Origin of the sequence: Pseudomonas sp. KK4 (genome assembly GCF_001984065.1) — a bacterium.
Classification (GTDB): domain Bacteria; phylum Pseudomonadota; class Gammaproteobacteria; order Pseudomonadales; family Pseudomonadaceae; genus Aquipseudomonas.
Genome location: NZ_LYVP01000091.1, coordinates 1 through 21,171 on the forward strand (window position 1 = coordinate 1; position 21,171 = coordinate 21,171).

Sequence of the window (21,171 nt, forward strand, 5' to 3'; positions counted from 1 at the left end):
GTACACCTATTTGCTGACTGACAGACTGCATTCGCGAGCAAGCCCGCTCCCACAGGGTTTGGATGTGTGACTGGTAAACCCCTTCAACTTCGACTGCGCATCAGTCGAGGCAGAAGGGGTTTTCTTTTGTCCGGCACTTACGTCTGGCTATCACCCTCGTCATCGGAATCATCGGAATCCGGCTCATCGGTGGTCGAGTCATCATCACCCTCGCTGCCACCCTGATCCTTATCGCCCGGCTCCGACTCGGACTTGGCGATCATCAACGCACTGTCGCCCACCTGCCCGCTCGACGCCTGCGTCTCGTGATCCTCGCACTCGGCCCAGGCCATCGACGTCCCGAAGGACAACATCACCAACACTTTCACTAGCAGCAAAACCCGAAACAACCTGTTCATAGCCGATTCCTTCCTGTCGAAGAGAGCCTGTCCGGCGCTGAATCAAATCTAGTTCCGATCAGCCCGGTTCTCCAGATAGGACGCTGACGACTGCGCGGAATTGCCATGAATCCAGAGATCGGTTTTGAATAAGCGTTATGCCAAAAGCACACAACCCTGTGGGAGCGAGCCTGCTCGCGATGGTCGTTAACGAAAACGCGGGAATCCTGATACCCCGTGGCGCTCTCTGGCTCATCGCGAGCATGCTCGCTCCTACAGGGGGATGCGACAGGCAATAAAAAACCCCGCAGCTTTCGCAACGGGGTTTTGGTGTTTCATTTCAGCGCTTAGTGATGCTCGCGCGTCGCGCGGAATTTCACGTCGGGCCAGCGCTCTTCCATCAGGGCCAGGTTGACCCGGGTCGGGGCGAGGTAGGTCAGGTGACCGCCGCCGTCCAGGGCCAGGTTTTCCACGGCCTTGTTGGCGAATTCCTCGAATTTCTTCTTGTCGCTGCATTCAACCCAACGGGCGGAGTACACGGTGATCGGCTCGTAGGAGCACTCGACCTTGTATTCCTCTTTCAGGCGGCTGGCGACCACATCGAACTGCAGCACGCCCACGGCGCCGAGGATGATGTCGTTGCTGCGCTCGGGGAAGAACACCTGGGTGGCGCCTTCTTCGGCCAATTGCTGCAGGCCTTGGCGCAGTTGCTTGGATTTCAGCGGATCGCGCAGGCGTACACGGCGGAACAGTTCCGGGGCGAAGTGCGGGATGCCGGTGAAGCCCAGGGTTTCGCCTTCGCTGAAGGTGTCGCCGATCTGGATGGTGCCGTGGTTGTGCAGGCCGATGATGTCGCCGGCGAAGGCCTCTTCCAGTTGCTCACGCTCGGAGGAGAAGAACGTCAGGGCGTCGCCGATGCGCACGTCCTTGCCGGTGCGCACGTGGCGCATCTTCATGCCTTTTTCGTACTTGCCGGAGCAGATGCGCATGAAGGCGATGCGGTCGCGGTGCTTGGGGTCCATGTTCGCCTGGATCTTGAAGATGAAGCCCGAGAACTTCTCTTCCACCGGCTCCACGGTGCGCTCGTTGGCCACCCGAGCCAACGGGCGCGGCGCCCAGTCCACCACGGCGTCGAGCACGTGGTCGACACCGAAGTTGCCCAGGGCGGTACCGAAGAACACCGGGGTCAGTTGGCCGTCGAGGAATTCCTGCTGGTTGAACTCGTGGCAGGCGCCCTGCACCAGTTCCAGCTGCTCGATGAAGCGCTCGTACTCGTCGCCCAGGTGCGCCCGTGCCTCGTCGGAATCGAGCTTCTCGATGATCTTGGTTTCGGTGCGTTCGTGGCCGTGACCGGCGGTGTAGACAATGATGTAGTCGTCGGCGAGGTGGTACACGCCCTTGAAATCACGGTAGCAACCGATCGGCCAGGTGATCGGCGCGGCCTTGATCTTGAGGACGGCTTCGATCTCGTCGAGCAGTTCGATCGGGTCGCGGATGTCACGGTCGAGTTTGTTGATGAAGCTGACGATCGGCGTGTCGCGCAGACGGCAGACGTCCATCAGGGCGATGGTCCGAGGCTCTACGCCCTTACCGCCGTCGAGCACCATCAACGCCGAGTCCACCGCGGTCAGGGTGCGGTAGGTGTCTTCGGAGAAGTCTTCGTGGCCCGGGGTGTCGAGCAGGTTGATCATGTGCTCGCGATACGGGAACTGCATGACCGACGTGGTAATCGAGATACCCCGCTGCTTTTCCATTTCCATCCAGTCGGAGGTGGCATGGCGGTCGGACTTGCGGGATTTCACCGTACCGGCCACCGCAATCGCCTTGCCCATCAGCAAGAGCTTTTCGGTGATGGTGGTTTTACCGGCATCGGGGTGGGAAATAATGGCGAAAGTGCGGCGTTTCGCGACTTCGGCGGCCTGTTTGGTCATGGGAAATCGCCTGGCGGTGATTCAAAAAAGGGCGGCGAGTATAGCTTAAAACGTGATCAACGGACCACCGTCCATAGGACCGGATCACCCCGCAGCAGCCGTCTTCGGCAGCTCCTGCGAGTGCAAATAATGGAACCTTTTGAAACACGCAGGCGTCCACTCCCCTGTTACGCCCACCGTCAGGTGCTGAAAAATCAGCAACTTAGCCTGACAGGGCTGCGCTTATGGCTCGATCAGCCGTACACCTGCCCCGTAACGGCGGCAGGCGCTCGGCATCAGCTGCTTTCCGCGAACGCCTTACCCGGCAGCCAGGCATGGCATTGCCACACGGGACTGCGTTCGCCGACAAAGAAAAAAGGAGTCCGCCTGTGGCTATTCGCTATGGCAAAGGGCTGATAGGAGGCGCGCTGGTCATCGCCCTTCTGGCCCTGCTGGTCCACTGGATCGGCATCAACACGATCGAACACTACCGCGACGATTTGTTGTTCTACCTGCAAGCTCATCTGATTCTCGTCCTCGCGTCCATGCTGGCCGCCCTTGTCGTGGGCCTGCCTGCCGGTATCTACCTCAGCCGTCCGACCCGGGTCGAACGGGCCGAGCGCTTCATGCAGATCTTCAACATCGGCAACACCATCCCGCCACTGGCCGTACTGGCCATTGCCCTGGGCGTCCTGGGCATCGGCAGCGGACCGGCGATTTTCGCCCTGTTCCTCGCCTCACTGCTGCCCATCGTGCGCAACACCTATGAAGGCCTGAAAAACGTCCAGGGTTCGCTCAAGGAAGCCGCCGTCGGCATCGGCATGACCCCGCGCCAGGTGTTGTGGAAAGTCGAATTGCCTAACGCCGTGCCGATCATCATCGGCGGCGTGCGTGTGGCGCTGGCGATCAACGTCGGGACCGCGCCGCTCGCGTTCCTGATCGGCGCCAACAGCCTGGGCAGCCTGATTTTCCCCGGCATTGCCCTGAACAATCAGCCGCAACTGCTGCTCGGCGCGGCCTGCACCGCACTGCTGGCGTTGTTACTGGACGGCCTGGTGACCCTCGCCAGCCGCCTCTGGCTCGAACGCGGCTTGCGCCCGTCTTAAGCCTCGGCAAAGGAATACTCATGAAGACATCAAGCTTTTTACTGGGCTGCGTCCTGCTGTTCGCAGGGGTCGCCCAAGCGGCGGACAAACCCGTATTGCGCATCGGCGCCCGGGTATTCACCGAACAGACCCTGCTGGCGGAAATCACCTCGCAATACCTGCGCACCAAGGGTTATGACGTGCAAGTGACCGGCGGCCTGGGCAGCAACCTGGCCCGCAGCGCCCACGAAAGCGGGCAACTCGACATGCTCTGGGAATACACCGGTGTGTCGTTGGTGGCCTACAACCATGTCACTGAAAAACTCGACAGCGCACAGTCCTACGCCCGGGTGAAAGAACTCGACAGCAAAAAAGGCCTGGTCTGGCTCACGCCGTCGAAATTCAGCAACACCTACGCTCTAGCGCTGCCGAAAAACGTCGCTGACCAATACCCGCAGATCAACACCATCAGCGATCTCAACAGCGTGCTGCGCCAGGAAGCCAAGACCAACCATCTGGTGGCGCTGGACACCGAGTTCGCCAACCGCTCCGACGGTCTGGACGGCATGGTGCAGCTGTACGACATGAACCTGACCCGCAAGAACATCCGGCAGATGGATGCAGGACTGGTCTACACCGCGCTGCGCAACGGCCAGGTATTCGCCGGGCTGGTCTACACCACCGACGGCCGCCTGAACGCCTTCAAGCTCAAACTGCTGGAAGACGACAAGCATTACTTCCCGGACTACACCGCCGCGCCCGTGGTGCGCCAGGCCTACCTCGACGCGCACCCGCAACTGGCCGAGCAACTCAAGCCACTGGCCGAGCTGTTCGACGACAACACCATGCGCGAGCTCAATGCGCGAGTGGATGTCGATCACGAAAGCCCATCCACCGTGGCCGCTGATTTCCTGCGTCGGCACCCGATCAACTAAGGAGGAAAAGTCATGGAATTCTGGAACGCCTTTTCCCATCTCGACTGGCAGCAGGTGATGCACCTGACCTGGCAGCACATCACCCTGGTCGGTATCGCAGTGACCCTGGCGATTGTGGTCGGCGTGCCCCTGGGCATCCTGATGACACGCTTTCCCACCCTGGCCGGGCCGCTGCAAGCCAGCGCCACCGTGCTGCTGACCGTGCCTTCGATCGCGCTGTTCGGCCTGCTGTTGCCGTTCTATTCGAAGTTCGGCCAGGGCCTGGGCCCGATGCCGGCGATCACCGCGGTATTCCTTTATTCACTGCTGCCGATCATGCGCAACACCTACCTGGCCCTGACCGGCGTCGAACCGGGCATCCGTGAAGCCGCCCGCGGCATCGGCATGACCTTCGGCCAGCGCCTGCGCATGGTCGAACTGCCCATCGCCGTACCGGTGATCCTCGCTGGCGTGCGCACCGCCGTGGTGATGAACATCGGCGTCATGACCATCGCCGCCACCATCGGCGCCGGTGGCCTGGGCGTGCTCATCCTCGCTTCCATCAGCCGCAGCGACATGTCGATGCTGATCGTCGGCGCCGTGCTGGTCAGCCTGCTGGCCATCTTCGCCGACCTGCTTTTGCAATGGCTGCAACGTTCGCTGACTCCAAAAGGACTCCTCAAATGATCGAACTTCAAAACCTCAGCAAGACCTTCCAAAGCAACGGCAAAGACGTCAAGGCCGTGGACTCGGTGAGCCTGACCGTCAATGAAGGCGAGATCTGCGTGTTCCTCGGGCCATCGGGCTGCGGCAAAAGCACCACGCTGAAAATGATCAACCGCCTGATCAAACCCACCTCGGGCAAGATCCTGATCAACGGCGAAGACACCACCGACCTTGATGAAGTGACCCTGCGGCGCAACATCGGCTATGTGATCCAGCAGATCGGCCTGTTCCCCAACATGACCATCGAAGAGAACATCGTGGTGGTGCCGAAACTGCTCGGTTGGGACAAACAGAAATGCCAGGACCGTGCCCGCGAACTGATGAGCATGATCAAGCTGGAACCCAAGCAGTACTTGCACCGTTATCCCCGTGAGCTGTCCGGTGGCCAGCAGCAGCGGATCGGCGTGATCCGGGCCCTGGCGGCCGACGCGCCGTTGCTGTTGATGGACGAGCCGTTCGGCGCGGTCGACCCGATCAACCGCGAGATGATCCAGAACGAGTTCTTCGATATGCAGCGAGCGCTGAACAAGACCGTGATCATGGTCAGCCACGACATCGACGAAGCCATCAAGCTCGGCGACAAGATCGCGATCTTCCGTGCCGGCAAACTGCTGCAGATCGACCACCCCGATACCCTGCTCGCACACCCGGTGGACGACTTCGTCAGCAACTTCGTCGGCCAGGACAGCACCCTCAAGCGCCTGCTGTTGGTGAAGGCCGAAGACGCAGCGGACAACGCACCGTCCGTCAGCCCGGAAACCCTGGTGGCCGATGCGCTGGAGTTGATGGATGAGCATGACCGTCGCTATGTGGTAGTCACCGACGGTGATAACAAGGCGCTGGGGTATGTAAGACGTCGCGACCTGCACCGTCAGACCGGCACCTGCGGCCAGTACCTGCGCCAGTTCAACGCCACGGCGGCCTACGACGAGCATCTGCGCATCCTGCTGTCGCGCATGTACGAGTTCAATCGTTCGTGGTTGCCGGTGATGGATGCCGAGCGGGTATTCTTGGGTGAAGTGACGCAGGAGTCGATTGCCGAGTACCTGAGCTCGGGCAAGTCCCGTGGAGGCAAGACCAGTATCGTTTCGCCAGCAGAGATTGCACTGGCTTGACCTTAATCTGTGGCGAGGGAGCTTGCTCCCGCTCGGCTGCGCAGCAGCCGCAAAATCAAAAAGCGCGAGCCTGCGATAAATGGCACTATTTGATTTCAGGGCCGCTGAGCGTCCCAACGGGAGCAAGCTCCCTCGCCACAAAAGCAATGCAGTTCCTTCCAATTCCCCCCCTCCGGGGAACATCACACCGTCACACAGGTCGGTTACATCAGTAGCTGTCAGGGACCGCACGACGGAAGCGTGCAAAAACGCGACATTTTTTGTTGATCTCGAGCCCCTCACGCCCTAAAGTTCGCGCCGAACGTCCATGCTGGAAACGATCCATCCGGCTCAAGTACTGACGACGAGACAGCAAGGCCAAGGGAAAGCAGCGCTTCCCATGGCCTTTTTGCTTTCGGCGACATGCCTTGGGAAGTAGGCGAACCAAAGTGGGGATACGGAGGACGTTCATTTGCACCCATTGATTACTAACGTTTGCCAGTAGGAGCTCCCAAGTATGTCGATCCAGGTCGAAGACTATTTCGCGCGCGAAACCTTTCAGAAAATGAAGGCGTTCGCCGACAAACAGGAAACCCCGTTCGTGGTGATCGACACCGCGATGATCAGCCAGGCCTATGACGACCTGCGCGCCGGTTTCGAATTCGCCAAGGTCTACTACGCGGTCAAGGCCAACCCGGCCGTGGAAATCATCGACCTGCTCAAGGAAAAAGGCTCGAGCTTCGACATCGCCTCGATCTACGAGCTGGACAAAGTGCTGAGCCGCGGCGTCAGCGCCGACCAGATCAGCTACGGCAACACCATCAAGAAGTCCAAGGACATCCGCTACTTCTACGACAAGGGCGTGCGCCTGTACGCCACCGACTCCGAAGCCGACCTGCGCAACATCGCCAAGGCCGCACCGGGCTCGAAAGTCTACGTGCGCATCCTGACCGAAGGCTCGACCACCGCCGACTGGCCGCTGTCGCGCAAATTCGGCTGCCAGACCGACATGGCCATGGACCTGCTGATCCTCGCCCGCGATCTGGGCCTGGTGCCGTACGGCATCTCGTTCCACGTCGGTTCGCAACAGCGCGACATCAGCGTCTGGGACGCCGCGATCGCCAAGGTCAAAGTGATCTTCGAGCGCCTGAAAGAAGAAGACGGCATCCACCTCAAGCTGATCAACATGGGCGGTGGCTTCCCGGCCAACTACATCACCCGCACCAACAGCCTGGAAACCTACGCCGAAGAAATCATCCGTTTCCTCAAGGAAGACTTCGGTGACGACCTGCCGGAAATCATCCTGGAGCCGGGCCGTTCGCTGATCGCCAACGCCGGCATCCTGGTCAGTGAAGTGGTGCTGGTGGCGCGTAAATCCCGTACCGCCGTCGAGCGTTGGGTGTACACCGATGTGGGCAAGTTCTCCGGCCTGATCGAAACCATGGACGAAGCCATCAAGTTCCCGATCTGGACCGAGAAAAAGGGCGAGATGGAAGAAGTGGTCATCGCCGGCCCGACCTGCGACAGCGCCGACATCATGTATGAAAACTACAAGTACGGCCTGCCGCTGAACCTGGCCATCGGTGACCGCCTGTACTGGTTGTCGACCGGTGCCTACACCACCAGCTACAGCGCGGTGGAATTCAACGGCTTCCCGCCGCTGAAATCGTTCTACGTGTAAGCGCTTCACGCTGACAACAAAAAGCCCATGACCTGTCATGGGCTTTTTTGTGGGCGAGTGGATCGTGCACCGTCCCTGTAGGAGCGAGCTTGCTCGCGATGGTCGTGAACGATGACGCTGGATGCCTGACACTGAGCGGCGCGCTTGAGTCCATCGCGAGCAAGCTCGCTCCTACAGGGGGGCTAATGTCTTTTCGAGTTCGGCGTAGCGCTGGGCATAGTCGGGTGCCAGAGCGCGGATTTGTGCATCGGTGGCGTTCAGCAACGCCTTGCTCGCCACCCGCAAGAAATTCAGGTTGCCGCCGGCCAGCGCCTGGCGTAACCACGCCAGCGCCTCTTCGATTTTACCTTCGTCCGCCAACACTGCGGCAAAACTGAACTGCCCCCGAAAGTCCCCGCCCTCGGCTGATCGCCGATACCAGGCGCGGGCTGCGCTGGGATCTGCCGGGCAAATCCGCCCTTCTTCCAGATATCGCCCCAGCAGGTTCATCGATTTCGCATGGCCCCGTTCGGCGGCCTGTCGATAAAGGCGCAATGCCTGTGTTTCATCCGAAGCGACACCGCGCCCGGTCGCCAGCAGGTTGGCTAAGTTGTACATCGCCCAGTCCAGCCCCGCGTCTGCCGCCACCCGATAATGCCGGGCAGCCAACGCCGCATCTGCGAGACAGCCCCAGCCATGTTCATGACATCGGCCGAGCATGTTGCGCGCCATCAGGTGCCCTTGTCGGGCGGCGATCTCGAACCAGCGCAGCGCCAGCGGCTGATCCTGGGCGATGCCGTGTCCGTCCAGCAGGATCTGCCCGAGCAGTGCCTGGGCATCGACGACACCTTCACGCGCCGCCATCAAAATCGCCTGGGCCGCGCGCGCGGGGCTTTCTTCGAGCATGGCGGTGAGTGCATCGCCGTCGAGGATTTCCTCGCGGCGCAGTTGATAGCTCATACCTCAACCCAGCGGCGCAAAAGGTTGTGATAGGTACCGGTCAGGCGGATCAGCGACGGGTGATCCGGCACGTCCTGGGTCAATTGGCGGATCGCGCCGTCCATCTCGAACAGCAGTGCGCGCTGGCTGTCTTCGCGCACCAGGCTCTGGGTCCAGAAGAACGAGGCGTAGCGGGCGCCGCGCGTGACGGCATTGACCTTGTGCAGGCTGGTGCCGGGGTACAGCACCATGTCGCCGGCCGGCAACTTCACCCGTTGGGTGCCGAAGGTGTCCTGGATTTCCAGTTCGCCGCCGTCGTAATCCTCAGGCTCGCTGAAAAACAGCGTGGCCGATAGATCGGTGCGCACCCGTTCGATGCTGCCCTTGGGCTGGCGCACGGCGTTGTCGATGTGGAAATCGAAACTGCCGCCAGCGGTATAACAGTTCACCAGCGGTGGAAAGACCTTGTGCGGCAAGGCTGCTGACATGAACGGCGGATTTTTCCACAGCCGTTCCAGCATCGCTGCGCCGATCTCCTTGGCCAATGGATGACCTTCCGGCAGTTGCAGATTGTGCTTGGCCTTGGCCGACTGATAGCCGGCGGTAATCTTGCCGTCGGCCCAATCGGCCTGCTCCAGAGCCTCGCGAATGCGCTGCACTTCTTCTTTGTCGAACAAGCCGGGAATGTGCAACAGCATGGACAGGACACCTGAAAACCAAGGGGCGCCAATGGTATTGATTCTTATTGCCTGTGTAAAACCCGCAGGACGAACGAAACAGTAAAAACCGTAAGGACAAATTGTAAAGAATGTAAATTCAATGCAAATAGCAATATTTCGCAATTGATACGAATACGTGTTTACCCTATATTCCGCGGCCTCAAATCCTTGGGGAAGGGGAATCAAATGTCACGTCAACACCCACAACTACCGGTCAGTTCACCACGTCTGCTCGCATCCGCCATTGGCGTGGCGATCACGGCCGGATCTGCGGGCCATATGGTCTTTGCCGCTGAAAAAACCGATGAGAAAGCGCCGAGCAACACCCTTTCGCTGGGCGCGACCTCGATCACCGGCCAAGCCCAGGACGAGACTGCCTACAACGTCGAGAAAGCCTCTTCGCCCAAATACACCGCGCCATTGGTCGACACGCCGCGTTCGATCACCGTTATCCCGCAACAAGTCCTCAAGGACACCGGCGCCCTGAACATGCAGGACGCCTTGCGCACCGTTCCAGGCATCACCTTCGGCGCCGGTGAAGGCGGTAACCCGCAGGGCGACCGGCCGTTCATCCGGGGCTTCGACGCCCAGGGCGACACTTACCTGGACGGCGTGCGCGACACCGGTTCCCAGAGCCGCGAGATCTTCGCCGTGGAATCGATTGAAGTCAGCAAGGGCCCCAATTCGGCCATCGGCGGCCGGGGCGCCGCGGGCGGCAGCATCAACCTGGTGAGCAAGAAAGCACACCTGGGCAACTCGTTCGACGGTGGCTTTACCTGGGGTTCGGACCAGACCCAGCGCTACACCCTGGACGGCAACTACCAGTTCTCCGACACCGCCGCCGGCCGTCTGAACCTGATGAGCCACGAAAGCAACGTCGCCGGCCGCCAGAGCGTCGACTACGACCGTTGGGGCATCGCACCGTCCCTGGCGTTCGGCCTGGGCACCGACACCCGGGTCAACCTCGACTACTACCATCTGGAAAGCAACGACACGCCGGACTCGGGCATTCCATACTCGATCCCGACCGCAGGCTCGGCCGCCCGTACCAAGTCCAACCCGGACAAACCGGATGACGGCGGCAACAGCAGCAACTTCTATGGCCTCAATGACCGCGACTTCCGCAAAGGCCGCACCGACACCGCGACCATCGCCATCGAGCACGACCTGAGCGACGCGCTGACGGTCAGGAACACTCTGCGCCACGGCACCAGCATGCAGGACTACATCCTGACCCAGCCGGACGACAGCAAGGGCAACGTCAACAACGGCAGCGTGTGGCGCCGGGCCAACACCCGCGTGAGCAACACCGAGACCACCACCAACCAGACCGATCTGTTTGGTGACGTGTACATCGCCGGTTTCAAGAACAGTTTCGCCACCGGTATCGAACTGAGCCGCGAGGAAAGCAAGAAGTCCTCGTACAACGTCAATACCGACACCACGCCAGGCACCGCTGCCGCGACCACCAACTGCTCGCCGGCATTGATCGGCGCGCCGAGCGGCTACAACTGCACCTCGCTGTCCAACCCGAACCCGAACGATCCGTGGAACGGCGCGATCTCGCGCAACTACGCCGGCACCGAGACCAAGGCCAACACCTACGCGCTGTATGTGTTCGACACCCTGGAGCTGTCCGAGCAGTGGCTGGTGAACATGGGCCTGCGCTACGACCACTTCGACACCGACTACAAAACCTACACCGCCGCTGGCGCCACCACGGCCAAGGGCGATGATGTCAGCGAGTTCGTCACCGGTCAGTTCGGCATCGTCTACAAGCCGGCGGAAAACGGCAGCATCTACGCGTCCTATGCCACGTCTGCCACCCCACCGGGCGCTACCCTCGGCGAAGGTCAGGAAGGCAATCCGCTGGGCGGCACCCCGGACCGCAGCGGCAACCTGCTGAGCAGCGACATGGAGCCGGAAACCACCAGGAACTACGAGATCGGTACCAAGTGGGACTTGATGAATGATCGCCTGTCGCTGACCGCCGATATCTTCCGCACCGAGAAGGACAACGCGCGGGTGCAGACCGACACCACCTCGTACGAAAACGTCGGCAAGACCCGCGTTCAAGGTGTGGAGCTGTCGGCCACCGGCAAGCTTACCGACAAGTGGCAAGTGTTCGCCGGCTACGCCTACATGGACAGCGAACAGATCGACGGCGGCCCCCTGGGCAAGGCCAACGACGGCAACGAACTGCCGAACACGCCGAAAAACAGCGCCAGCCTGTGGACCACCTATCAAGTCACGCCGAAGCTGACCATCGGTGGCGGCGCGTTCTACGTCGACGACGTATTCGGCAGCGTAGCGAACACCACCATGGTCGATTCCTACGTTCGCTACGATGCGATGGCCGCCTACAAGCTGACCAAGAACATCGACCTGCAACTGAACGTGCAGAACCTGACCGATGAAACCTACTACGACAAAGCCTTCTCGACCCACTTCGCCAACCAGGCGGCAGGGCGCACGGCGTTGCTGAGCACCAATTTCCACTTCTGATGCAAATGTGAAAACCGGCCGCCTGTAGGAGCGAGCTCGCTCGCGATGGTCGTCAACGAAGACGCGGGGAGCCTGGTACCCCGCGGCGTTCTCGGGTTCATCGCGAGCATGCTCGCTCCTACAAGGGCAACGCGGTCCCTGTTCGCGATGGTCGTGAACGATGACGCGGGGAGCCTGGTGCCCCGCGGCGTTCTCGGGTTCATCGCGAGCGAGCTCGCTCCTACAAGGGCAACGCGGTCCCTGTTCGCGATGGTCGTGAACGATGACGCGGGGAAACTGGTGCCCCGCGGGGTTCTCGGGTTCATCGCGAGCGAGCTCGCTCCTACAAGGGCGACTCGGTCCATGTAGGAGCAAACTTGTTCGCGATGGTCGTCAACGATGACGCGGGGAAACTGATGTCCCGCGTTGTTCTGATGATCATCGCGAGCGAGCTCGCTCCTACAGCAGGGCAAAGGTTGGAGTTGGCCCCGTTCACCCCGGTGAATGGGGCTTTTGTGTGTAGAAAAAAATGTTTCTCGACAACCCGCGGCAGCATAATGCGCGCCGTGATCAATCATCCGAACGAACAAGGCGAGTGACGTGTTGAAGAAAACCCTGTTCCAGTTGCACTGGTTTTTTGGCATCAGCGCCGGACTGGTCCTGGCCCTGATGGGCATCACCGGGGCGACGGTCTCGTTTCAGGACGAAATCCTGTACGCGCTCAACCCGTCTGTGTTGCAGGTGCAAAAGCAGGTCGCTGGCGTCTTGCCGCCCGCCGAACTGGTGGAAAAAGTCGAAGCCGCCACGGGTTTGAAAGTCGCAATGCTCTCGGTGGACATCGACAGCGACAATGCCGCCCGCGCCTTCTTCACCCCGGCACCGGGGGAACGTCGCGGCCCGATGCGGTTTTTCGACCCCTACACCGGCCAACTGCTGGGCGACGCCAGCGGTCAGCAATTCTTCGGCCTGATGCTGCAACTGCACCGTTTTCTGCTGATGGGCGACAGCGGTCGACAGATCACCGGCGCCTGCACGCTGATCCTGGTGTTCTTCTGCCTGTCGGGCCTGTACCTGCGCTGGCCCCGCCAGTGGAAAAGCTGGCGCGCCTGGCTGACCCTGGACTGGAAGAAAAAGGGCCGCAGCTTCAACTGGGACCTGCACTCGGTTGCCGGTACCTGGGTCCTGGTGTTCTACCTGCTGTCGGCGTTGACCGGGTTGTCCTGGTCCTACGAGTGGTACAACAAGGGACTGACCCAGCTGCTCTCCGATTCGCCACAGAACGAACGGGTGCGCGGTGGTCGTGGCCCGACACCCAGCGGCCCCGCCCCCACTGCCGATTACGCGGCCATGTGGAGCAGCATCTACAGTGCGGCCGGCCCTGGCCTGAGTTTCTACAACACACGCATGCCACCGGTGGCCGGCCAACCGGCGACTGTTTTTTACCTGTTGAAAGATTCACCCCACGACCGCGCCCTGAACCAGATCACTCTCGACCCGGTCACCGGCGTGATCAAACGCCATGACCGCTACAGCGACAAGAGTTTCAAGGCGCAGTTGCTGACCAGCATTTATGCGCTGCACACCGGCAGTTACTTCGGCATCGGCGGACGCATCATCCTGACGCTCGCGGCCCTGACCATGCCGCTGTTTTTCGTCACCGGCTGGTTGCTGTACCTTGACCGTCGCCGCAAGAAACGCCAGATCAGGGATGCCCGCAAAGGCCTGAGCCAATCGGGCAGCGACGCCCCTGCGTGGTTGGTCAGCTTTGCCAGCCAAAGCGGTTTTGCCGAGCAACTGGCGTGGCAAACCGCTGGCCAATTGCAGGCCGCCGGGTTGCCGGTCAAGGTGCAACCACTGGCGAGCGTCAGCGAGCAGGACCTGCGGGATTCGAGCATCGCGCTGTTCGTGGTCAGCACCTTTGGCGACGGCGAAGCGCCGGACAGCGCCCGTGGTTTCGAGCGCAAGGTACTCGGCCGAGCGCTGAGCCTGGACAGTCTGAACTACGCCGTGTTGGGCCTCGGTGACCGCCAGTATCAACACTTCTGCGGCTTCGCCCGACGCCTCCACAACTGGCTGGGCGAGCACGGCGGCAAGACAATGTTCGCCCCGGTCGAAGTGGATAGCGGCGATCCTTACGCCCTGCGCCACTGGCAACAGCAACTCGGCCTGCTGACCGGTCAGGCGCCGGTGGACACCTGGCAAGCGCCGAGCTACGACAACTGGACGCTGGTGCGCCGCGAACTGATCAACCCGGACAGCAGCGGTTCACCCGTCTATTTACTGGGCCTCACCGCGCCGAGCACCAGCAGTTGGCTGGCCGGTGACCTGGTGGAGGTGCTGCCACGCAATTGCCCGTGGGCAATCGAGCATTTCCTTGAAGGCCTGGGCATCGACGGGCGCGCGGCTATCGTTCACGACGGCCTGTCGCAACCGCTGGAACAAGCCCTTGCCAGCCGGCAGCTGCCCGAAAATCGCAGTCATCTGGTCGGCCTGCACGCACAGGCGTTAGTCGATGCCCTGGTGCCGTTGGCCATGCGCGAATACTCCATCGCGTCCATTGCCGCCGACGGCATCCTGGAATTGATCGTGCGCCAGGAACTGCACCCCGATGGCAGCCTGGGGGTCGGCTCCGGCTGGCTCACCGAGCATGCACCTGTGGGCGCCAGCATCAGCCTGCGGGTGCGCCGCAACAGCGGTTTCCACCTGCCCAACGAGCCGGTACCGATGATCCTGATCGGCAACGGTACCGGGCTGGCCGGGTTGCGCAGCCTGCTCAAGGCGCGCATCGCCGATGGCCAGCAGCGCCAATGGCTGTTGTTCGGCGAACGCAATCGCGAACACGATTACCTGTGTCGCGATGAGCTGGAAGAATGGTTGATTTCCGGCGACCTGCAGCGCCTGGACCTGGCGTTCTCCCGGGACCAGGCCGAGAAGATCTACGTCCAGGACCGCCTGCGCGAATCGGCCGATGAACTGAAGAAATGGCTGGCCGACGGCGCCGTGATCTACATCTGCGGCAGCCTGCAGGGCATGGCCTCGGGGGTCGACCAGGTACTCAACGAAGTACTGGGCGCTGCCGAAGTCGAACGTCTGATCGAACAGGGCCGCTACCGCCGGGACGTTTACTGACCCACCGCGTATCTGTGGGAGCGGGCTTGCTCGCGAAGACGGATCAACCTTCAACACATTTGTTGACTGGTAGACCGCTTTCGCGAGCAAGCCCACTCCCACATTCAGGACAGTTTCGACGGGACTTCCTCAGACGGGCTGCAACTTGTGCTCATACACCGATACACCATCCAGATCCCGCAACACCACGCTCAACTCCCCGCTCTGCCCATCGATATTCACCTCACCAAAAAACTGAAACCCGGCAAACGGTGAAACGTTTTGCGCCGGCGGTGCTTTCTGGAACACCACCTCGGGACCGAAGGTTTTATCCAGCGGGTTGGGCCCGAAGCTGCCGGCATTCAGGGGCCCGGCAACGAATTCCCAGAACGGTTCGAAATCCTGAAACGCGGCGCGATCGGGATGGTAGTGATGGGCCGCGCAGTAATGCACATCCGCCGTCAGGAACACGAAGTTGCGTACCTGCTGCGCCCGTAGAAAACCCAACAACTCGGCGACTTCCAGCTCCCTTCCCTGGGCCGGCCCAGGGTCGCCGTTGGCCACGGCTTCCCAACGCATTACACCGGGGCTGACCTCGCCGTCGGGCACGCCGAGGCCGATGGGCATGTCGGCGGCGATGACTTTCCATTGAGCGTTCGAGGCTTTTAGCGAGGCCTTGAGCCAGTCCAGTTGTTCGCGTCCGAGAAAGGGCTTGGCCTTGCCCAGGTTGTCGTCGTTGGCGTCGCGGTAACTGCGCATGTCGAGCACGAACACATCGAGCAGCGGCCCGTAGCTGAGCTGGCGATAAATCCGCCCGCCGCCATCGGCGCTCTGCAACCGCATCGGTGCGTATTCGAGCCACGCCTGACGCGCGCGGCCCACCAGGCTGTGGATATCTTTGCCGATGTATCGCTCATCCAATTGTTTGCCCGGTGACCAGTTGTTCACCACCTCGTGGTCGTCCCACTGCCAGATCTGCGGCACCTCGGCGTTGAAGCGGCGGATGTTTTCGTCCATCAGGTTGTAGCGGTAATTGCCACGGTATTCATCGAGGGTCTCGGCAACTTTGCTCTTGGCCTCGCTGGTGATGTTGCGCCACACCCGGCCGCTTTCGGTGATGAGTTGCGCCGGCACGGGGCCGTCGGCGTAGATGGTGTCGCCGCTGTGGATAAAGAAGTCCGGCAGGCGCAGGCGCATGGCTTCGTAGATGCGCATGCCACCGATGTCCGGGTTGATGCCGAAGCCCTGGCCGACGGTATCGGCGCTCCAGACGAAGCGAATGTCGCGGCGGGTTTGCGGCACGCTGCGCAGGTGGCCAAACCAGGGCTCGCTGGCGACACCGGTCTGGGCGTCTTCAAAGTGCACGCGATAGAAAATCGCCTGGTCGGCGGGCAGCCCGGTCAGTTCGACACGGGCGGTGAAGTCGGTGCGGGCATCGGCCAGGGCCGAAACGAATCGCCGGGGGTTGGGGAACAGGCTGCGGGTGTCCCACTCCACCACCATCCGCGCCGGGCGGTCACTGCGACTCCAGACAATGGCGCGGTCACCGAGCAAGTCGCCGGACTGCACGCCATCGGTCATCTGGGGACGATCCTTGACCGAAGCGATCACCGCCGGCGCCAGCCCTGGCAACAGCAACCCGGCGCCAACGGCTTGAATGACTCGACGGCGGCCGAGGTCGAATTCGCTCATGGTGTTCTCCCTGAAAAAGGAAAACTAAAACATGACTGGATGTATCGAATATGACAGAAAAGATCGCAGCCTGCGGCAGTTCCTGCATTGACATGAGATGCCCTGCAGGCGCTGCCGCAGGCTGCGATCTTTGGATTTACCGACTTAATCCTTCGTCATCCCGCACCGCACTAACAGGACACGAAACCCTGGAACAATTGTTATTCAATCGGCACATTTCATTGCAATCAATGTATGAATCCCGCCCTGCCCTGTTAATAAGGCATTGATCGCTGGTGCCACTTCTATATACGCCGTTGCGATCATTATCTCTTCCCTGAAAAACACACAACACCGACCCACCGCCCACACCGCCATTTATATTGCAGTAGTAACCACCGACGATGCCCCAGGCGCCGTTGCACAGACCGGCGTTGGCTTCGGTGGCGATGGCCGCTTTGCCGGTGATGAGGAAAAACGAACAGATAATCGATATTACAACTGCCTTCCATGAGAACGTTTGTTGCTTCCTTGCTAACTTCATCTTTTATTACTCTCGCGTTGGATTGAAAAATAAATCCTAAATAAAACCCGCGAGAAAAACAGCGACACCCAATATCAGGTAATCATACAAACAACGCCGCGCATCCTTGTGGGAGCGGGCTTGCTCGCGAAGGCGTAGTGTCAGACGACTTTTACGTCACTGACAGACCGCCTTCGCGAGCAAGCCCTCTCCCACAGGAGTCCGGTTTCAGGCGCTGACCGGTTCTACCGCCAGCTCCACAACCTCAGGCCTTTTGACCAGGGCATACACCACCGCCGTCAGCAAACTCCCGGCCACGATCGCCAGCAGATACAACAAGGCATGGTTGATCGCATTGGGGATCAGCAGCACGAACAAGCCACCGTGGGGCGCCATCAGTTTGCAGCCGAAATACATCGACAACGCACCGGTCAGCGCGCCGCCGGCGATGCTCGCCGGTATCACTCGCAACGGGTCCTTGGCGGCGAACGGGATCGCGCCTTCGGAGATGAAGCACAAGCCGAGCACCAGCGCCGCTTTGCCGGCCTCGCGTTCGGTCTGGGCGAACTTGCGTCGGGCGATGAAGGTGGCGATGCCCAGACCAATCGGCGGCACCATGCCTGCGGCCATGGTCGCGGCCATCGGCGCATAACTCTGCGACGCCAGCAGCCCTACCGAGAACGCATAGGCCGCCTTGTTGATCGGCCCGCCGAGGTCGACGCACATCATGGCGCCCAGCAGCACGCCAAGCAGGATCGCGTTGGTGGTGCCCATGCTGTCGAGGAAATGGGTCAGCGCTTCGAGCATCCCGGCCACCGGTTTGCCAACCACGTAGATCATCACCAGACCGGTGAACAGACTGGCCAGCAGCGGGATGATCAGGATCGGTTTCAGCGCCTCGAGACTTTGCGGTAACCGCGCATAGCGATTGATGGCCTGGGCCGCGTAACCGGCGATGAAACCGGCAATGATCCCGCCGATGAAACCGGCGCCCAGCGTGCTGGCCAGCAACCCGCCGATCATCCCCGGCGCCAGGCCCGGACGGTCTGCGATGGAGTAAGCGATGTAGCCTGCGAGCAGCGGCACCATCAGTTTGAACGCGGTGTCACCGCCGATCTGCATCAACGCCGCCGCCAACGTGCCGGGCTCCTTGAACGCGGTAATGCCGAACACGAACGACAGGGCGATCATCAGGCCGCCCGCCACCACCATCGGCAACATGAACGACACACCGGTCAGCAGGTGTTTGTAGACGCCGGTTTTCTCTGTCTTGGCCGGGCCTTTGGCGCCGGTCGATGCGCTTTCCTGAACGCCTTCGGCCAGGGCTTTGTTCAGCGTCGCTTCGGCCTGTTTGAGGGCGATGCCAGTGCCGCAGCGGTAGATTTTCTTGCCGGCAAACCGCTCGGTAGCCACCTCGATATCCGCCGCCAGCAGCACCACGTCGGCATCGGCAATGGCTTGTGCACTCAGCGGATTGCGCGCACCGACCGAGCCCTGGGTTTCCACCTGCAGGTCATAGCCCAGGCGCTTGGCCGCTTGCTGCAAGGCTTCGGCGGCCATGAAGGTGTGGGCGACACCGGTCGGGCATGCGGTGACCGCGACCAGGCGTGGGGCGTTACGGCCGACGGCGACAGGCTCGACGGTCGCTTGCGGCGCGACATGAACCTGCGCCTCTTGTGCACCACGGCGCAGCACCGCGTCGACATCCTGCAACGCCTGCGCGGGTGTACTCTGGAACACCCGCTTGCCGACAAACCGGGACATGTCCACCGGCGCGCTGACCACCAGCAACACCCACTCGGCCGCCTCAATCGTGGCCGCCGACAGTTGCCGCTCCGGGTGCGCCGCATCGCTGACTTCTACGCTGGTGCTCCAGCCCTGACGCTGGGCCGCTGCATCGAGCAACCGGGCGCACAGCACACTGGTGACCATGCCGTTGGGGCAGGCAGTAACAATGGCTAACTTCATGACCAACCCTCTTATTGTTCTGTCAGGGGGCGCACGCGCACACCCTGTTCGAGCAGCGCCAGTTGCGCCGCATCGCCAATGCCGAAACCGATCTGGGTGACCGCCATCGCGGCAATCGCCGTGGCGGTGCGCAAGGTTTGCTCAGGGGTGTCGGCGCTGAGCAGACCGTGAAGCATGCCCGCCAGCAACGAATCCCCCGCGCCCACCGTACTGGCGACGCTGACCCTGGGCGGCGTGGCATGCAGCGCCGAGCCGACGCTGAACCAGTTCACGCCGTCGGCGCCATGGGAAATCACCACGTGCTCGATGCCCTGGGCATGCAGGCGACTCGCCGCCTCAGCCTGCGCCAGCACCGACACCACCTCGCCGCCAAGCACTTCGGCCAGCTCTTCGGTGTTCGGTTTGATCAGCCATGGGCCGGCCTTCAGCGCTGCCGCCAAAGCCTCGCCGCTGGTATCAAGCGCGACCTTCAACCCAAGGTTTTTCAAGCGCAGGATCAGCGCCTGCAACCACTGCGGGCTGACGCCCTGGGGCAGGCTGCCGGCGACCACGACCGCGTCGTGCCCGGGGGCAATCAGCTCCAGGCGGTCGAGCAACGCCTGTTGCGCCGCTGCGCTGACTTTCGGCCCCGGACCATTGATATCAGTGATGCGCCCGTCACTTTCCGCCAGTTTGATGTTGCTGCGGGTTTCGCCGGGGACGCGGATAAAGGCGTCGACAAAGCCGCGCTTGGCAAACAGGGTTTCAAAGGCTTGAAGATTGTCTTCACCCAGGAATCCGCTGACGGTGAGCTGATGCCCCAGGTCCGCCAACACTTGCGCCACGTTCACGCCTTTGCCGGCAGCATGGGTGTGCATGTCTTCGCTGCGGTTGACCTGGCCGGGCTCCAGGCGCGGCAACTGCACGGTCAGGTCCAGCGCGGGGTTGAGGGTGAGGGTCAGAATCTTGGCCATCACAGGGCCTCCACCAGCGCGCGCACTTCATCGGCGCTGCCCACGGCGAGCGCCTGGCGGGCGAGGGTTTGGCTCTGGCTCAGGCTCAGTTCGCGAATCCGCGCCTTGACCTCGGGGATGCTGCGCCCGCCTACGCTGAGTTCATCCACTCCCAGCCCGACCAGCACCGGCACCGCCAGCGGATCGGCCGCCAGTTCGCCGCACACGCCGACCCATTTGCCGTGGGCATGGGCTGCGCGCACGGTGATGTCGATCAGTTGCAGCACCGCCGGGTGCAAGCCATCGGCCTGGGCCGACAGGGTCGGGTGACCACGGTCGATGGCCAGGGTGTATTGGGTCAGGTCGTTGGTGCCGACACTGAAAAAATCGACCTCTTTGGCCAGCACCGGCGCCAGCAACGCGGCCGACGGCACTTCGATCATGATCCCCAGTTGCAGATCCGCCACCGGGATGTCCAGGCGCAAACGCTCGGTCATGTCACGGGCCTGGCGCCACTCGTCGACGCTGCCGACCATGGGAAACATGATGCGCAATGGACGGTTCTCGGCGGCCCGCAGCAAGGCGCGCAGTTGCGCTTCCATGATCTTGGGTCGTTGCAACGTCAGGCGAATGCCACGCACGCCGAGGAACGGGTTTTCTTCCTTGGCGATCGGCCAATAAGGCAGCGGTTTGTCGCCACCGACGTCGAGGGTGCGCACCACCAGCGGCCTCCCGGCGAGGCCGTCGAGCACGCGGCGGTATTCGGTTTCCTGGGTGGCTTCGTCCGGCGCTTGCGGGTGGGCCATGAAAATCAGTTCGGTGCGCAACAGGCCGATGCCTTCGGCCCCCTGCTCCACCGCGCCGAGCACACCGGCGCTTTCACCGATGTTGGCGAACACTTCCACGGCGTGCCCATCGGTGGTCAGCGCCGGTTGGTGGCGCTGTTCGGCGGCGGCTTTGAGCCGTTGCTCGCGGTTGTCGCGCTCTTCGGTGGCACGCTGCAGGGTCGCCGGGTCAGCGTCCACGTGCAGGCGACCGCGTTGGCCATCGATGAGCAAGGG

General features: G+C 61.7%; 16 protein-coding genes. 8 read left to right on the forward strand and 8 right to left on the reverse strand.

Annotated elements, in window-relative coordinates:
* Window positions 1-137 precede the first annotated feature (137 nt).
* Together B0W55_RS22695 and B0W55_RS22700 are read right to left on the reverse strand one after the other, a co-directional pair.
* Window positions 138-398 carry a hypothetical protein gene (locus tag B0W55_RS22695; protein ID WP_077048148.1) on the reverse strand — a complete coding sequence of 87 codons (261 nt, stop codon included), beginning with the start codon at window positions 396-398 and terminating at the stop codon, window positions 138-140.
* Between the two features lie 326 nt (window positions 399-724).
* Entirely contained in the window at window positions 725-2,308 is a 1,584-nt protein-coding gene (locus B0W55_RS22700) for a peptide chain release factor 3 (RefSeq protein ID WP_077048149.1), read from the reverse strand.
* Window positions 2,309-2,676: 368 nt separating this feature from the next.
* Between B0W55_RS22700 and B0W55_RS22705 the strand changes: the two genes are divergently transcribed.
* The 5 genes from B0W55_RS22705 to B0W55_RS22725 all read left to right on the forward strand — a co-directional run bounded on the left by B0W55_RS22705 (window position 2,677) and on the right by B0W55_RS22725 (window position 7,787).
* Window positions 2,677-3,393: an ABC transporter permease gene (locus B0W55_RS22705; protein ID WP_077048150.1), complete on the forward strand. Its 717-nt coding sequence runs from the start codon at window positions 2,677-2,679 to the stop codon at window positions 3,391-3,393.
* A 20-nt stretch (window positions 3,394-3,413) separates the two neighbouring features.
* Window positions 3,414-4,307: a glycine betaine ABC transporter substrate-binding protein gene (locus tag B0W55_RS22710; protein WP_077048151.1), complete on the forward strand. Its 894-nt coding sequence runs from the start codon at window positions 3,414-3,416 to the stop codon at window positions 4,305-4,307.
* Window positions 4,308-4,319: 12 nt separating this feature from the next.
* On the forward strand, window positions 4,320-4,973 hold the full coding sequence (locus B0W55_RS22715) for an ABC transporter permease (RefSeq protein WP_077048152.1): 654 nt from the start codon (window positions 4,320-4,322) through the stop codon (window positions 4,971-4,973).
* Window positions 4,970-6,127, forward strand: coding sequence for a betaine/proline/choline family ABC transporter ATP-binding protein (locus B0W55_RS22720; RefSeq protein ID WP_077048153.1), 1,158 nt, complete (start codon window positions 4,970-4,972; stop codon window positions 6,125-6,127). Before B0W55_RS22715 ends, B0W55_RS22720 begins: the two co-directional genes overlap by 4 nt.
* Before the next feature lie 496 nt (window positions 6,128-6,623).
* Complete coding sequence (locus B0W55_RS22725; protein WP_077048154.1) at window positions 6,624-7,787, forward strand: type III PLP-dependent enzyme; 1,164 nt, start codon at window positions 6,624-6,626, stop codon at window positions 7,785-7,787.
* A gap of 171 nt (window positions 7,788-7,958) precedes the next feature.
* Here B0W55_RS22725 and B0W55_RS22730 read toward each other — a convergent pair whose 3' ends face one another.
* Together B0W55_RS22730 and B0W55_RS22735 are read right to left on the reverse strand one after the other, a co-directional pair.
* A complete protein-coding gene (locus B0W55_RS22730; RefSeq protein WP_077048155.1) occupies window positions 7,959-8,726 on the reverse strand; it encodes a tetratricopeptide repeat protein in 768 nt (255 codons plus the stop codon).
* Window positions 8,723-9,403: a Fe2+-dependent dioxygenase gene (locus B0W55_RS22735; RefSeq protein WP_077048156.1), complete on the reverse strand. Its 681-nt coding sequence runs from the start codon at window positions 9,401-9,403 to the stop codon at window positions 8,723-8,725. Before B0W55_RS22735 ends, B0W55_RS22730 begins: the two co-directional genes overlap by 4 nt.
* Window positions 9,404-9,610: 207 nt before the next feature.
* Between B0W55_RS22735 and B0W55_RS22740 the strand changes: the two genes are divergently transcribed.
* The 3 genes from B0W55_RS22740 to B0W55_RS22755 all read left to right on the forward strand — a co-directional run bounded on the left by B0W55_RS22740 (window position 9,611) and on the right by B0W55_RS22755 (window position 15,037).
* Entirely contained in the window at window positions 9,611-11,929 is a 2,319-nt protein-coding gene (locus B0W55_RS22740; RefSeq protein WP_077048157.1) for a TonB-dependent siderophore receptor, read from the forward strand.
* A gap of 356 nt (window positions 11,930-12,285) precedes the next feature.
* Window positions 12,286-12,507: a hypothetical protein gene (locus B0W55_RS22750; RefSeq protein WP_077048159.1), complete on the forward strand. Its 222-nt coding sequence runs from the start codon at window positions 12,286-12,288 to the stop codon at window positions 12,505-12,507.
* 1 nt (window position 12,508) lies between these two features.
* The gene (locus B0W55_RS22755) at window positions 12,509-15,037 is read left to right on the forward strand and encodes a sulfite reductase flavoprotein subunit alpha (protein ID WP_077048160.1); all 2,529 of its coding nucleotides are present in this window, start codon (window positions 12,509-12,511) and stop codon (window positions 15,035-15,037) included.
* A gap of 129 nt (window positions 15,038-15,166) precedes the next feature.
* On the opposite strand, the gene B0W55_RS22760 is transcribed toward B0W55_RS22755, so the two are convergent.
* The 4 genes from B0W55_RS22760 to ptsP form a co-directional block, all read right to left on the reverse strand.
* The gene (locus B0W55_RS22760) at window positions 15,167-16,708 is read right to left on the reverse strand and encodes an alkaline phosphatase (RefSeq protein WP_077048161.1); all 1,542 of its coding nucleotides are present in this window, start codon (window positions 16,706-16,708) and stop codon (window positions 15,167-15,169) included.
* Between the two features lie 730 nt (window positions 16,709-17,438).
* Window positions 17,439-19,178, reverse strand: coding sequence for a PTS fructose-like transporter subunit IIB (locus B0W55_RS22765; protein ID WP_077048162.1), 1,740 nt, complete (start codon window positions 19,176-19,178; stop codon window positions 17,439-17,441).
* A gap of 11 nt (window positions 19,179-19,189) precedes the next feature.
* On the reverse strand, window positions 19,190-20,131 hold the full coding sequence (pfkB, locus tag B0W55_RS22770; RefSeq protein ID WP_077048163.1) for a 1-phosphofructokinase: 942 nt from the start codon (window positions 20,129-20,131) through the stop codon (window positions 19,190-19,192).
* On the reverse strand, window positions 20,131-21,171 hold a 1,041-nt coding region (ptsP, locus tag B0W55_RS22775), incomplete at its 5' end, for a phosphoenolpyruvate--protein phosphotransferase (RefSeq protein ID WP_077048164.1). The genes pfkB and ptsP, both read right to left, overlap by 1 nt.

Coding starts and splice junctions, on each gene's coding strand:
- B0W55_RS22695 (WP_077048148.1), bottom strand. CDS start 398: ATGAACAGGTTGTTTCGGGTTTTGCTGCTAGTGAAAGTGTTGGTGATG.
- B0W55_RS22700 (WP_077048149.1), bottom strand. CDS start 2,308: ATGACCAAACAGGCCGCCGAAGTCGCGAAACGCCGCACTTTCGCCATT.
- B0W55_RS22710 (WP_077048151.1), top strand. CDS start 3,414: ATGAAGACATCAAGCTTTTTACTGGGCTGCGTCCTGCTGTTCGCAGGG.
- B0W55_RS22715 (WP_077048152.1), top strand. CDS start 4,320: ATGGAATTCTGGAACGCCTTTTCCCATCTCGACTGGCAGCAGGTGATG.
- B0W55_RS22720 (WP_077048153.1), top strand. CDS start 4,970: ATGATCGAACTTCAAAACCTCAGCAAGACCTTCCAAAGCAACGGCAAA.
- B0W55_RS22725 (WP_077048154.1), top strand. CDS start 6,624: ATGTCGATCCAGGTCGAAGACTATTTCGCGCGCGAAACCTTTCAGAAA.
- B0W55_RS22730 (WP_077048155.1), bottom strand. CDS start 8,726: ATGAGCTATCAACTGCGCCGCGAGGAAATCCTCGACGGCGATGCACTC.
- B0W55_RS22735 (WP_077048156.1), bottom strand. CDS start 9,403: ATGCTGTTGCACATTCCCGGCTTGTTCGACAAAGAAGAAGTGCAGCGC.
- B0W55_RS22740 (WP_077048157.1), top strand. CDS start 9,611: ATGTCACGTCAACACCCACAACTACCGGTCAGTTCACCACGTCTGCTC.
- B0W55_RS22760 (WP_077048161.1), bottom strand. CDS start 16,708: ATGAGCGAATTCGACCTCGGCCGCCGTCGAGTCATTCAAGCCGTTGGC.
- B0W55_RS22765 (WP_077048162.1), bottom strand. CDS start 19,178: ATGAAGTTAGCCATTGTTACTGCCTGCCCCAACGGCATGGTCACCAGT.
- pfkB (WP_077048163.1), bottom strand. CDS start 20,131: ATGGCCAAGATTCTGACCCTCACCCTCAACCCCGCGCTGGACCTGACC.